The organism is Pseudomonas sp. PVC-3-1 (genome assembly GCF_057444315.1).
This window is the reverse complement of record NZ_CM172023.1, coordinates 3702805-3716033: the sequence shown is the minus strand read 5'-3', so window position 1 is coordinate 3716033 and position 13229 is coordinate 3702805. Positions and strand designations below refer to the sequence as shown.

Below are 13229 nucleotides of genomic sequence, written 5' to 3'. Positions count from 1 at the left end.
ATGCAGGCCGATCCGTTGTTCCACTTCGATTTTGAGTGGAGACCCTTGCAGAACTATTTGCGCGACCGGGGCCTGACTGCTCCGGCACTCTCGGCGGGTAACGCCCTGCCTAGCGAAGCGCTATACGACTGGATAGTCAGCCAAGCGCTAAACGCCGACGAGGGCCTGCTGCTGGGCGGCTACTACCATATCTCTGACTATGGGGTGGCCGGTCTCGCCCTGCTCTGCGCCGAACGCGCGTCTGATGCCCTGAAGGTTGTGCGTGCCTACATCATGCTATTCAACCGAGACATCGCCGATATTCGTGTGGACCATAGTACCGGTCATGAAGTCCGCATCCTCATCAGCCTCAATCATCGCCCAGGCTGGAGCGACACCAGCCGGCAATTCCACAGCAACGTCGTTGCCTCTGCCTCCTGCAAGCTGATGCGCGATCTATTCGGCAAGGATTTCATTATCAATGGCCTAACCATGCCTCGTTGCCCTGGTGGCAGCGCTTTCTACACGAACTTCTTCAAGCTCCCAGTGCGGTTGCGCGGCAGCGATATTGTCTTCCACTTACCAGCCAACCAACTTGATCTGCCGAACAGCACCGCGAATCCCGCGGTGTTTCAGGCAGCCCTGGCGATGGCCAGCGAAAGCTTTAACGCCCTGCTGGAAGTCGAAATGGGCGGACTTCGCGCACGGATCGTGGCACTACTCGACTCACTGCCTGATCCCTATCCCGACATTCAGAGCGTGGCCCGACACCTGCGCCTGACCGAGCGCACGCTGAGACGACGCCTCAGCGAAGAAGGCTTCAGCTATCGGCAGATACTCGACGATGCTCGAGAGGCTCGCGCCCGTCAGCTGTTGTTACAGACCTCACTCCCCGTCGAACGCATAAGCGAACTGTTGGGCTATGCGGATGCCTCTAGCTTCCGCCAAGCGTTTCGACGGTGGACCGGGAAATCTGCAAACGAATTTCGCCGATCCTTATCTTCCGGAGAGTAAATTCGACCTATGAAGCGTCTGCTTTGGGTCGGTAGCTGCCTCTCGCCAGCGGCAGCAATCGGCCGGAAGCCGAGATTGGATGGTCAGGGTTAAGAGGGTAGTCGCCAAACCAGCGGATTGGCGGCTACCGCCCTCTCTCTAGAACAGATACTTGAATCCGACCATCGCGTCGTAACCGTGGCTGTCACCATCGAAGGCTTCTCGATAGCCGGCGGAGACGGTGAAGGTCACCTTCTCGCTGGCTTGGTGATCAACCCCCAGATTCACTTCACCCCAGGTGCCGTCAATGTCTGCCTCGAAGGGTACATAGCCAGACTGCGACGAGAACTCGGTCTTGGGCTGGCCCTTGAATTCATGCCAGACGCTGGGGCGAACCCAACCCTGGGTCCGACGGCGGGTATTGTCGCTGCCTTGGGTCTCCCAGTCCTTGGCAATGCGCACTCCAAGTCGACCGATCAGCGACTCGACATCGCGGAAGCGCACATCGGCAGCGATGTCGTCGCTGTCGTCGAGGTCAACGTAGCTGTAGATCACCTGGGCCTGAGGCTCGATCCACAGATTCTTGTCTGCCTCGAACGGGTAACCGCCTTCCAGCGAACCGGTGTAGCCCCACCCCCTGGTCTTCAGCTTGCCGAGTTCATTGGGACGCGCCTCGATGTCATACCGGCTGACCTGCAGCACCCCATCCAGATACCAGCCCTCCGGGCCGAAGTGCGTCCAGTACCCTCCCAGGCTGTAGGCCCGTAGTGTGTCATCACCGGCATTACGGCCGGTGTAGTGGCTGACGCCGGCATCCATGCTGCCAACGGCCAGGGAAAACCCAGCCTGGTCGTGACTGCCATCGGCTCGCACTTTCCGGTAAAGGTCGGCTCCGACCTGGAAGGCCGTCAGGTCGTAGTTGTATTCGGGGGTATCGCCAACGGCGTCCTTTCGATCACCGTCCTGCTCGCCGCTCCGGTAAATGACTCGCCCCCACCCCAGGGATGGCCCCCAGCTCGATTCATCTTCTTTCGGTCGCTCCTGCCAGGCGGTTGGGCGTTCCTCACCTACTCGTTCGTGCAGGGTATCGATTATCGTGCGGTTGTAGACCAGGGCCAGCGCCGGCAATGCACCGTACAACGAGACCTCGGGTCGGAAGTTTGGTGTCCGTGGCTCCGGAGGCGTCGGCGGAACCGGAGGCACCGGAGGCACCGGCGGAGTGGGAGGGTCAGGAGGCGTCGGCTCGATATCCGAGCGCAGATACCAGGTCTGCGTGCCCGTGCCATCCACTGCGCCACGGTAGAGCTGGTACTCATACGGGCCAGCCACCACACGCCTGGCGAGGCTGAAGGCGTTGGCATCGCTCGCAGCAATAGCAGTATCCAGCAGGTTTACCACGGCGATGCCGTTGCCCTCTGTGAGCGCGCCTCTGCCGCCGACGTTGTTCACCAGTAGCCCGGTAGAGCCGCCGCTACCTGTAGCCGTGGAGTCCACCACCAGCATGTCGGATCGGCTGTTCGCGCCACCTTCGTTGAGTTCGCTGTTGAGCAGGAGACGGCCGCCATTGGAGACAAACACGCCACCGCCATCGTTGCCGGGCACCTGCGCGTTGCTGATGAGCAACACGTTGCCGACCGCCTCACCGCCACCGGTGAGATCGATCAGCCCACTGTTGGTAAAGGTGCCGACACCGAGCAGTTGGGCCTGCACCGCCCCGCCTTGCACGGGAGTGTTGGCGGTTTGTCCAAGCGGCAAGTAGGTGCCCGTCGTGTCGAAGGTTTGAATGCCACTGCCCGGCTGTGCGGCGAGCGTGAGCGTACCGCTGTTGTCGATGCTGTTGCCGCTGGCGCTACCCAGATTGCTGACGGCCACACCCCAGGCGTCGCGAACGCCATCGCCGTTGCTGTCGACGAAGTTGCGCAATGTCCAGTCGCCCTGGTTGGCGATGCTGACCTGAGAAGTGCCTGCATTGATCGACCCGACAATCGCCCCAGCGTTGAGAATGCTCACGATGGCATCAGGGCCGCTAGCGTCGCCGAGGACGGCGCGGTCACTCAATGCGCCGATGGTACCGGTGTTGCTCAGCGTCTGCGTTTCGCCAGCCAGGGAGACACCGGTACTCTGCCCCCAGCCACCCAGGATCTTCGCGGTGTTGCTGACACTCACGGTGCCGCCGACCGTCAGCGCGTCGATACCCGAGGCGATGCTGCCATGGGTCGTGATATCGCCACTGTTCTGCACGGTGATCCTGGCTGCACCGGAAGCCTGCGCCAGGATCCCCTGGCTGTTGGTATCGCCCTGGGTGGTAATCGCCCCACGGTTGATGATCGTCTGGTCGCCCGTCACCGTCAGGGCTCGAATCCCCCGTTGCCTATCGCCCCTGGCGATCAGTTCGCCGCTGTTGTCGATCGTTACCTGACCTGCACCCGTACCTGACTTGTAAGTGGTATTGCCGAGAATGGCCGCACCGGAGCCATTCACATCGATGCGCGGGCCCGTGTAAGTGATGCTGGCATCCTGCCCGCCGGTCTCGGCTCGCAGCCCGTAGGCATCGATCCCCGTCCCTTCCCCACCCGTGCCTTCGGAATGCGTGGTGATGATTCCGCTGGAGTTGATCGTCGCTCTTCCCAGCAGCGCCGTTACGTAAATGCCGTGGGCTTGGGTGCTGAGGGTTTGCAGTTTGCTGCCGGTGTAGTTCACCGTCGCATCGCCACCGCTAGAGTCAAGGCGAATGGCGCCCGCTCCCGGCCCGCTCGTGACGATGTCACCGCTGTAGTCCACCGTTCCGTTCTGCGCAGCAGTGATAGTGATGCCGTTGGCCCGAGTCGAATTCGGCCCGTTGTTAACCGTGATATTGCCGCTGCCGGTCAAGCTGAAATTGCCGGTTCCGCGCTTGATGACGTAGATCCCACGCGAGCCCACCAGATCGGTTGAATTGCCGACCACCAGGTCGCCGTCGTTCTGGATGCTGATATCGCCGGTCGCACCGACGTTATCGTTGACGTAGATGGCGTGACCGTTGTCGCCGGTCGTCGTGATGTCGCCGCTGTTGACGATATGGATGCTGCCAGTAGTTGAGAGAGCGCGGATACCGAAGCCGTTCCTTCCGTCAGTCGTGATACTGCCGGTATTGCTGAGGTTGGTAGTGCCTGTACCACCCTCGGTGAAGATGCCAAAAGCGTTGAGTCCCTTTCCGTGAATGGTGGCGGCGGTGCTCAGCGACGTGTTGCCGTTGATGGCTCGAGTGTGCAGACCTGCATGGTTGCCTGTCCCTGCCTGGGGGTCGTTCTCATCGTCTATGTTTGGGTCGCCACCAGAGAGCGGGTCGTTATTGTCGACAGTCAGGTTGACCCCAGCACCAACGATTGCGTTTATGTTGCCGCTGCCCGCAGCCTTCAGCCAGACGTTGTTGCCGCCATAGGTGAGGATGGATCCCGAACCCGTATGCTGAAAACGGATATCTCCGCCCCCTGAGGCATTGATATCAACGCCATCGTGTTCAGTACCTGGCACCCGGTTTTCGATGTTCACTACAGCGCCATCGCTCACCACCAGGGATGATGTCCCCTGATTGGTATTAGTGATGGCGACAGCGTCGAGGCCGCTACCGGCCAAGCTGATGCTATTGGTTCCGCTCTGGAAATTGATCAGCGCCTGCCCTAGCCCGAGATTACCGCCCAGGATCTGAGCCTGGATCGCACTGGCAGACGTCGCGGGGGCACTTTGAATACGGGTGCCGTTGAGCAGAATGGTGGATGCGGCATTGGTCGATCGGCTTAGCAACGAATTGCCCGCAGTCGTTATCAGTTCAGTACCCGGCAGCGTCGATATTTCCGCTGCAGTTCCACTGGCTGGAGTACATGTCTGGGTGGTCGTATAAGTACCGCTCTGTGGGCCGCAAACCGCTTGAGCTGTTTCGGGAAGCAGAGCTAAGAGGACGACATTTGCAATGGCTGCGCTCAAGGCAGTTTTAATAAGCGCAGAGTCAGGTCGGTGTGACGTTGGCGGGAGCATAGGGAACCTCCGTGTTGCGTGAACCTCCGTGGCAGCCGCAGATGATTGGCAAAGGCGCGCGCCGTACTTCCTGTCTCGTCGCACAAGCCATCCGGCTGGCACTTGTACGCAAACGGTAGTTCATGGTTTCAGAAACGCTACAAATGATTGTGTACTGTCGAAGGGCCAGATACAGAAATTGCAGCTTCCGGGTACCCGCGGTAGGTCAGCACCTACCTCGCATCATGAACAGCGTGCGGCCAGGAGCGGACGTTGAACACAGCGCAGGGATCGCACCTGTGCTTCACTCCCCGACTTATCACCGCTTCTCGCTGGTCGGTAGAGACATGTCCAACTCAGCCCGAATCACCTTACTGCTACTCGCATGCGTCATTGGGGGCTCTTTCGCACTCCATGGCGTAACGTTCGCTTTTGCTGTGGAGCCACAGTCTTCGCGGATCGCCATTGCTATCTGGATAGGGATAGGCGTCACGTTCAGTCTTCCTGCTTGGCTTCCGGCCGTTATCCCAGCTCGTTTGAACCGGCTGCATGTCTGGGTGCGGCGTGTTTGTGCGATCCTGCTGTGCTTCCCCGCTCAGTTGTTTGCATCCACCGTCGTCAACCAGCTCGGTCGCATGCACAGTCACCAGGAAAGCAATCCAGCCATTCTCGTTGAGGGGCTGTCTCTGATGTTGGCCTGCCTGCTGGCACTGACCCTGCTGTTGAAAAGCGATGTCTTGCGCTTCATTTCCTGGTGGCGAAAGCCAAAGCTAGCGCGCTGACTGTCGTCGATGCGGGCGTCCGCTAAGGGTCGGAAGTAAACCCCGAGCATCCAAAAGCTCAAAGCTCATTCAAATCGTCCATACTCCGGCTGCCTCGTTGCGCACAGTGGCGCAGCCAGGGGATGCCAGCTTCACATCCAAGCTCGCCCGCGCCGTCAGACCTGTGTGGCATGCAAGGACATCGCGAACCTGAAAGGAGTCAGGCGACATGGACGTCGATCCGGATGTTTCACTCAAAGACGCCGTTGCGCAGTTCTACAGTCAGCATGGATTCCCGGGCGACGGGGGAATCGACGCCAAACGCTGGTCGCCCGTGGGGTGCCGCGACTTGAAGGTCTACCTGCCGAATTTCGAGTGGCGCCGCCGGGCCCTACCCTTCCATGACATCCACCATGTCCTCACCGGCTACCCGTTTCGCCCAACGGGCGAGTTCGAAATGGCTGCGTGGGAGTTTGCTGCTGGCCGCTACCCCAACCCGTTCAGCACACTGTTTTGTCTTCCGCTCGTCAGCTTGGGCACCTGCACCATTCCCAGGCGCAGCTTCTCGGCCTTTGTGCGCGGCAAGTACAGCCAAACGCTGTACCGCGGCTACTCCTATGCGGAACTGCTTGAACGGAGAGTGGCTGAGGTCCGCGCCGAGATACTGCCGCCCGGCCCTGTCATTGCGACTCCCAGACATTACTTCGAGTACCTGGCCCTTGTTGCCTGTTCGGCAAGCGTGATCGCGCTGCCGCTGATCGCCCTCATCCTTGCCCTGGCGGAGACCTTCTGATGTCCAGCCACGCAGGAGCCGCCTCCGGCGCATACAAAGTCAATTCGCTGGTGCTGGACAATGGGGCCAGCCCGTTGACCGGAACCATTGTCTGGGACAGGTGGCGCTCGCTCTGGAACAGTTTCATCTTCACCAGCGCGCTGCTCCTCGCCCCCGTCTACTTCAGTTGGGGCGCGTTCCTGGTCTTCCTCGCGCTCAGTGCGGCCACCCTGTGCGCCGGCCATTCCGTGGGCTTTCATCGGCGCCTGATTCACCGCAGCTTCAAGTGCTCGAAAACCACCGAACGGGTCCTGGTGTGGATGGGGACGATCGTCGGTATCGGCGGCCCGCTATGGACCATCCGCACGCACGACACTCGCGACTGGTCGCAGCGCCAGCCCGCATGCCACGACTTCCTTGCCCACCGCCAGGGCTTGCTCAAGGACGCCTGGTACAACCTGCACTGCAAGCTCGTGCTCGACCACCCGCCGGGCTTCAATCCGGGTCCGGATATCGCCAATGACCACTTCTACCGGTTCCTCGAAAGAACCTGGATGCTCCAGCAGTTTCCCATCGCGATCGTCCTGTACCTGATCGGCGGCATGCCCTGGCTGGTATGGGGCGTGTCGGTCCGCGTTGCGGCCTGCACAACCATGCACTGGTTCATCTCCTACTTCGCGCATACCCGGGGTCCTCAGACCTGGCAGGTAGATGGCGCCGGAGTGCAGGCCCACGATGTACCAATTGCCGCCATTCCAACCTTTGGCGAAAGCTGGCACAACAATCACCACGCGTTTCCTGCCTCGGCGCGCCACGGGCTTTACCCCGGCCAGATCGACCTGGGCTGGCACTTCATCCAGGTCCTGCAGCGTCTGGGCCTCGCCTGGGATGTCAATGTGCCGAGCAACCTGCCGCCCCGAGAAGGGATCACCGCCATGAAAGCAGGCGCTGAATGCGTCCTGTGCCGCGAGGATTGAGCGGCGCTCGCGCCAGGGGGCTGTGTAAGTTCGTCCGGCCACCACCGACCAGCGCAACGGCAGGCCAATGTCACGCTAGAAGGGTATGCCTCGGCAATAACGGCCGAGCGGATAACAGCCGTTCAACTGTTCAGCAACATGGGTTTATCGCCACCGGCAGGCAGCCCGAAGAGCTTGCGTATCCAGTTGAGAAAGGCGCCATACGGTCTGCCCAGAATGAGCATCATCGCCGCAGCGCCGAGCGTACCGCGCACCAGGCCTTCTCCGGATACCCCGCTGCTGGCAATGATCGCCGCGTAGATGGGCACCTGGAAACTCAGGAGAGCAATACTGTCCCATAGCAATCTGGACATCCGACGTTGAGTGGCCCGCTTCATCACCCAATCCCGCCATAGGCCGTATGGCCTGGCGACTGGAACCATCAGCACAGCGCCCAGAAGTCGAGCATGGAGCACCTTGTCCCAGGCCATACCAGCCAGAAAGCGCTCATTGATTATCCCGGTCGTGGTGAAGAACAGGATCAGCGCGGTCGTGTCGGCAAGGAATGCAGTCCGACGCGTATTGGGGGGCGAGCGTTGCGGCAAATCACATCTCCTGTCCAGGCTCGACCAGGAAGCCAAAACCTGTCGGGCCAATAGCGCCTTGGGCAACCGTGCGTCGTCGCTGTGAGCCATGGCCGGCTGAACGACCCTGATGGGCGACATGGAAGTGAGAGTCCGCCAGAGGCCGAAAGCTCCCGCTTTTGCATCGGGATGCGCGATGGATGGCCTGGGAAGGCCGCCCGGCAAGGCAGCGGCCTGGCGAGTCCAGGTGGCGCCACGCATGACTCTGGCCATGCCCAGCGCACAGCAGATGACGCCACTGGCACGGCAGGGACATTGCGCTCGCTATCGCTGGCGGTGCAGGCCCGTTGGATCGTCAGCCCCCGGCGCACAACCCACTCTTCGCCGATCAATACCCCGTGGCGGCCTGCTCGATGGAGCGTGCGACCGCCTCGGGGTGCGAGACCATGACGACATGGGAAGCGCCACCGACCACCTCGACTCCCTTCGCGTGGGCGCGCTGCGCCATGAAAGCCATGGCCTGCGGCGGTATGTTGCGGTCCTGATCGCCATAGACGAACCACGAGGGAATGGCCGTCCAGGCGGCCGCGCCTGCCTTCTCGTTCAGCGCAGCCTCGGTGACCGGTCGCTGCGCCGCCGCCATCAGCGCGGCTTCACCGGCGGGGACATCCGCGGCGAACTGGTCATGGAACTTGTCCTGCAGGATGTACAGGTCCTTGCCGCCATCGGCCAGCGCTACCGGCGCGGCCAGGGTCGGGCCGAGGGTGCTGCCGGGGAACTTGCCGGCCAGCTCCGCGGCGCTCTCGCCCTTCTGCGGGGCGAAGGCGGCGACATAGACCAATGCCTTGACGTTGGGCCGATCGCTGGCTGCGGCACTGATCACGTTGCCGCCGTAGGAATGGCCCACGAGCACCACCGGCCCCTTGACACTGCCGACGATGTTGCCGATGTAGGCGCCGTCGCTGGCCACGCCGCGCAGTGGGTTGGCGGCGGCGATCACCTTGTAGCCGTCTTTTTCCAGGATACGGGTCACGCCGTTCCAGCTGGACGCATCGGCGAAGGCGCCGTGCACCAGCACCACCGTCGGTTTCACCGGAGCCGCGAAAGCGCTGCCGGCCAGCAGGCCGCTGGCGAGCGCCAGGGCGGTGAGGGTTTTGTTCATCATGGTTCTCCTGAGTCGGGGGGGGGGGGGTGGAGCTGGTATTGCTCTTGTAGGAGCGAGCTTGCTCGCGAACACATACCACCGGGCGTTCCGGCGCGAAGCGGGTTCGCGAGCAAGCTCGCTCCTACAGGGCTGTCGGGGTGCGGGGAAAATCGCTGGACTCGCTCAACTCGCGCCACAGGCGCAGCTCTGCCAGGCGCGCCTTGTCGGCGTTCTCGATGGCCAGCAGCGCATCGCTGCCCAGAGCCAGGCGCAACGGCGGACGGTCCATCCAGGCCACCGCAAGGATCGCCTGCGCGGCACGCTGCGGATCGCCCGGCTGGCTGCCGTCGTAGGCCCGCTGCCGGCGCGCCACGGCGCCCACCACGGCGTCGTACTCGAAACGCCCTTCGGAGAGCCTCGTCGAGGCGCCGGCGAAGTCGGTGCGCAAACCGCCGGGCTCGATGATGGTCACTCGCACGCCGACTTGCGCCATTTCTCGCGCGAGCACTTCGGAAAAGCCTTCCACGCCCCACTTCGCCGCCGAATAGGGTGCGCGCCCCGGCGCGCCGATGCGCCCGCCTACCGACGACAGCTGGATGATGTGCCCGCTACGCTGACGGCGCAGGAGCGGAATCGCTGCCTTGGTGACGATGATGGTGCCGAACAGATTGGTCTCGATCTGCCGGCGGAACTCCTCCAGCGGCGTGTCTTCCACCGAATTGACGTTGCCGTAGCCGGCGTTGTTGACCAGCACGTCGAGCCCGCCGAACTCCTCCACCATCTGCGCCACGGCGTCCTGCGCCGCTGCCGGGTCGGTGACGTCCAGGGACGCCAGACGCAATGTCTGCGGGTAGAGCCGGGCTAGGTCCGCCAGAGCGTCCGGGTCGCGTGCGGTGGCGAGCAGGCGGTGCCCGGCCTGCAGCACCGCTTCGGCGAGCGCACGGCCCAGCCCGCGGGAGCAACCGGTGATCAGCCATCGTTGGTTCATGGGAACCTCCACGTCTCTCAAGGTGTAGCGCTCAAGGTGTAGCGCTCAAAGTGCAGCTCTCAGGGTGCGTAGCGGGTGAAGACCAGGTCGTGGTCCTTCACCCGCGCCTGGTGGCAGGCCAGGCAGGTCTGGTGCTGTGCTTCATCGGCGGGCTTGCCGTCGATGAAGCGGGCGAAACCCCAGCCGCCGGTGGCCGCGTACTTCTTCGAGTCCTTGACCATGAACTGCACGGTGGTAGCGGCGCCGGGAATCGACGCCGGTTCGAACTCCGGCGACTGCACGTGCTTCCAGGCGAGCTTGGCCAGCACGCTGCCATCGGGGAACGGCAAGGTGCCCGCCCGATAGGCCTTCATGGCGATGTCATTGCCCAGCACCGCGCGCAGTTCATTCAGCGGCTCCGCCTCCTGGGCGGGCGCCACCAGTTGCCAGTTGCGGTACCCCTCAGGCATGCGCACACCGTAGATCGGCGAGGCATCCCCTTCGGCCCTGGCGCCCGCCGTCACCAGCAAGGCGAAGCCGGCCAGGGCAATGCGATGCAACGCTTTTAATGCGTTGGTCATGGCGGCTCTCCGGCTCACAGATGATCGGCGTCGATCACGGCCTTGACGAAGGCGTCCGGCGCCTCCTGCGGCAGGTTGTGGCCGATGCCGCCGCTGATCAGGCGGTACTCGTACTTGCCGCTGAAGCGCTTGGCGTAGGCATCTGCCGGCGGGTGCGGCGCGCCGTTGGCGTCGCCTTCGAGGGTGATGGTCGGCACCTTGATGGTCGGGAATGCGGCCAGCTTCTTCTCCAGCTCCGCGTAACGCGCCTCGCCTTCGGCCAGGTTCAGGCGCCAGCGGTAGTTGTGAATGGCGATCGGCCCCTGGTCGGGGTTGTCCAGAGCCTGCGCGCTGCGTTCGAAGGTGGCGTCGTCGAACTTCCACTGCGGCGAAGCCAGTTGCCAGATCAGCTTGGCGAACTCATGGCGGTACTTGTCGTAGCCGGCCTTGCCGCGCTCGGTGGCGAAGTAGAACTGGTACCACCACTGCAGCTCGGCGGCCGGCGGCAGCGGCGCCTTGCCCGCTTCCTGGCTGCCGATCAGGTAACCGCTGACCGACACCAGCGCCTTCACCCGTTCCGGCCAGAGCGCCGCGACGATGTCCGCCGAGCGCGCGCCCCAGTCGTAGCCGGCAAGCACCGCGCTCTTGATCTTCAGCGCGTCCATGAAGTCGATGACATCCACCGCCAGCGCGGCCGGCTCGCCATTGCGCTTCGTGGAAGCGGAGAGGAAGCGCGTCTGGCCGTAGCCGCGGGCGTAGGGAATCAGCACGTGGTAGCCCTTGGCGGCCAACTGCGGCGCCACTTCGCTGTAGCTGTGGATGTCGTACGGCCAGCCGTGCAGCAGGATCACCACCGGGCCATCTGCCGGGCCGGCTTCGGCGTAAGCGACGTTGAGCAGGCCGGCGTTGACATGCTTGAGCGGGCCGAAGGACGGGTCAGACGCCGGCGCCGTGGCGGCTTGCGCCAGCGAGCAGGCGGTAAATTGCGCAACAACGATGGCCAGCGCCGAGGCGCTGAGGAGCGAGTGCTTGAACAGAGTCATCACGGTTCTCCATGGCAGGCCCCTGGCCTGCCCGGTGGGTGCCGGCAGCCGGCGGGGTTCAGGGGGTGTTCAATTGGGTTCGCAGCGGGCGAAACGCTTCGCGCAGTTCCTCGCTGAACAATTGCGGCTGTTCCCAGGCGGCGAAGTGGCCGCCCTTGTCCACCGCATGGAAGTAGTCCAGCGACGGATAGGCACGTTGCGCCCAGCTCTTCGGCGCGCGGTAGATCTCGCCGGGGAACACCGTGATGGCCACTGGTACCTTGATCTGCGCGGTCTTCTGCGCGGTGGCGCTGAAGTTGTTGTTGTTGTTTTCCCAGTAGAAGCGCGAGGAGGAAGCGCCGGTATTGGTCAGCCAGTAGAGCGAGATATCGTCGAGCATCTCGTCGCGGCTCAGCACGCGCTCGGGCTCGCCGCCGCTGTCGGTCCAGGCGGCGAACTTCTCGTACATCCAGGCGGCCATGCCGGCGGGTGAATCAGCCAGCGAGTAGCCGATGGTCTGCGGGCGGGTCACCATCATCGCGCCGTAGGCGGCGTTGCGACCGAAGAAAGTGCTCAGCGCGTCGAACGCGCGGCGCTCCTCGACGCCCAGCCCGACGGGCGCCGGAGCGCCGCTGTTGATCGGTCCGACCAGCTCCGGCGGCACCGTCGCCGGCATGTTCAGATGGATGCCCAGCAGGCCGGCCGGGGCCAGTCGGCCAAGGGCATCGGAGATCACCGAGCCATGGTCGCCGCCCTGGGACACATAGTGGCTGTAACCCAGCCTCTTCATCAGCACGTCCCACGCACGGGCCACCCGGTCCGGGCCCCAGCCGGTGGCGGTCGGCTTGCCGGAGAAACCGTGGCCGGGAATGGCCGGGATCACCACGTCGAAGGCGTCTTCCGCGCGCCCACCGTAGGCCACCGGATCGGTCAGCGGGCCGATGGTCTTGAGGAACTCCAGCGGCGAGCCGGGCCAGCCGTGGGTGAGGATCAGCGGCATGGCGTGCGGCTCTTTCGAACGCACGTGGATGAACTGGATATCCACGCCATCGATGCGGGTGACGAACTGCGGCAGCGCATTGAGTCTTGCCTCGGCACGGCGCCAGTCGTAGTCCTTGCCCCAGTAGTCCACCAGCGCGCGGACCTTCTCCAGCTGGATGCCCTGGGAGGCATCGTTCACCGTCTCGCGGTCCGGCCAGCGCGTCGCGGCGATGCGCCGACGCAGATCGTCCAGTTGCTCCTGCGGCACCTGGATGCGGAACGGCCGCACGCTCTCATCGGCCGGCGCAGTATTGCTGGCAGTGGCAGCGAACGTTTGCTGCATCAGATGGTGCTGGCCATCACCGAGCAGGAACAGGCCCACGGCGGTAGCCATGAGCGAACGGCTGAAGCGGCGACGAAGGTGAGGCGCTAACGGGACAGCTGGCATGGTCGATCTCCCTGATTCACTGGCCGACGGATCGGCGACCTGCAGCGATCTCAGCAAAGCGCGGGAGGT

At 63.3% G+C, this 13229-nt stretch carries 11 protein-coding genes; 4 read left to right on the top strand and 7 right to left on the bottom strand.

The features are described from left to right. Positions 1-993: an AraC family transcriptional regulator gene (locus AC2T4A_RS17360; RefSeq protein WP_024766559.1), complete on the top strand. Its 993-nt coding sequence runs from the start codon at positions 1-3 to the stop codon at positions 991-993. 138 nt (positions 994-1131) lie between these two features. Here the strand turns inward: AC2T4A_RS17360 and AC2T4A_RS17355 are convergent, their stop codons facing one another. After that, entirely contained in the window at positions 1132-4935 is a 3804-nt protein-coding gene (locus AC2T4A_RS17355; protein ID WP_486741332.1) for an autotransporter outer membrane beta-barrel domain-containing protein, read from the bottom strand. 377 nt (positions 4936-5312) lie between these two features. Between AC2T4A_RS17355 and AC2T4A_RS17350 the strand changes: the two genes are divergently transcribed. From AC2T4A_RS17350 to AC2T4A_RS17340, 3 genes are all read left to right on the top strand, one after another. Further along, entirely contained in the window at positions 5313-5747 is a 435-nt protein-coding gene (locus AC2T4A_RS17350) for a hypothetical protein (RefSeq protein WP_486741331.1), read from the top strand. A 208-nt stretch (positions 5748-5955) separates the two neighbouring features. Beyond that, positions 5956-6519, top strand: coding sequence for a hypothetical protein (locus AC2T4A_RS17345; protein ID WP_478379207.1), 564 nt, complete (start codon positions 5956-5958; stop codon positions 6517-6519). Further along, positions 6519-7475, top strand: a complete 957-nt coding sequence (locus AC2T4A_RS17340; protein WP_486741330.1) for an acyl-CoA desaturase — start codon at positions 6519-6521, stop codon at positions 7473-7475. Before AC2T4A_RS17345 ends, AC2T4A_RS17340 begins: the two co-directional genes overlap by 1 nt. A 122-nt stretch (positions 7476-7597) precedes the next feature. Here AC2T4A_RS17340 and alaE read toward each other — a convergent pair whose 3' ends face one another. From alaE to AC2T4A_RS17310, 6 genes are all read right to left on the bottom strand, one after another. Then, positions 7598-8311, bottom strand: a complete 714-nt coding sequence (gene alaE / locus AC2T4A_RS17335) for an L-alanine exporter AlaE (RefSeq protein ID WP_486741329.1) — start codon at positions 8309-8311, stop codon at positions 7598-7600. 115 nt (positions 8312-8426) lie between these two features. Beyond that, on the bottom strand, positions 8427-9200 hold the full coding sequence (locus AC2T4A_RS17330; RefSeq protein WP_416752244.1) for an alpha/beta fold hydrolase: 774 nt from the start codon (positions 9198-9200) through the stop codon (positions 8427-8429). Positions 9201-9324: 124 nt separating this feature from the next. Next, positions 9325-10170, bottom strand: a complete 846-nt coding sequence (locus AC2T4A_RS17325) for an oxidoreductase (protein WP_486741328.1) — start codon at positions 10168-10170, stop codon at positions 9325-9327. Between the two features lie 59 nt (positions 10171-10229). Beyond that, the gene (locus tag AC2T4A_RS17320) at positions 10230-10730 is read right to left on the bottom strand and encodes a cytochrome P460 family protein (protein ID WP_486741326.1); all 501 of its coding nucleotides are present in this window, start codon (positions 10728-10730) and stop codon (positions 10230-10232) included. Between the two features lie 14 nt (positions 10731-10744). After that, a complete protein-coding gene (locus AC2T4A_RS17315) occupies positions 10745-11752 on the bottom strand; it encodes an alpha/beta fold hydrolase (RefSeq protein WP_486741325.1) in 1008 nt (335 codons plus the stop codon). A gap of 58 nt (positions 11753-11810) precedes the next feature. Further along, entirely contained in the window at positions 11811-13055 is a 1245-nt protein-coding gene (locus AC2T4A_RS17310; RefSeq protein ID WP_486743693.1) for an epoxide hydrolase family protein, read from the bottom strand. Positions 13056-13229: the final 174 nt, after the last annotated feature.

Bases quoted from the DNA above. Each gene is read 5' to 3' on its own strand.
- AC2T4A_RS17360 (WP_024766559.1), top strand. From the start codon at position 1: ATGCAGGCCGATCCGTTGTTCCACTTCGATTTTGAGTGGAGACCCTTG.
- AC2T4A_RS17350 (WP_486741331.1), top strand. From the start codon at position 5,313: ATGTCCAACTCAGCCCGAATCACCTTACTGCTACTCGCATGCGTCATT.
- AC2T4A_RS17345 (WP_478379207.1), top strand. From the start codon at position 5,956: ATGGACGTCGATCCGGATGTTTCACTCAAAGACGCCGTTGCGCAGTTC.
- AC2T4A_RS17340 (WP_486741330.1), top strand. From the start codon at position 6,519: ATGTCCAGCCACGCAGGAGCCGCCTCCGGCGCATACAAAGTCAATTCG.
- alaE (WP_486741329.1), bottom strand. From the start codon at position 8,311: ATGGCCAGAGTCATGCGTGGCGCCACCTGGACTCGCCAGGCCGCTGCC.
- AC2T4A_RS17330 (WP_416752244.1), bottom strand. From the start codon at position 9,200: ATGAACAAAACCCTCACCGCCCTGGCGCTCGCCAGCGGCCTGCTGGCC.
- AC2T4A_RS17325 (WP_486741328.1), bottom strand. From the start codon at position 10,170: ATGAACCAACGATGGCTGATCACCGGTTGCTCCCGCGGGCTGGGCCGT.
- AC2T4A_RS17320 (WP_486741326.1), bottom strand. From the start codon at position 10,730: ATGACCAACGCATTAAAAGCGTTGCATCGCATTGCCCTGGCCGGCTTC.
- AC2T4A_RS17315 (WP_486741325.1), bottom strand. From the start codon at position 11,752: ATGACTCTGTTCAAGCACTCGCTCCTCAGCGCCTCGGCGCTGGCCATC.
- AC2T4A_RS17310 (WP_486743693.1), bottom strand. From the start codon at position 13,055: ATGCAGCAAACGTTCGCTGCCACTGCCAGCAATACTGCGCCGGCCGAT.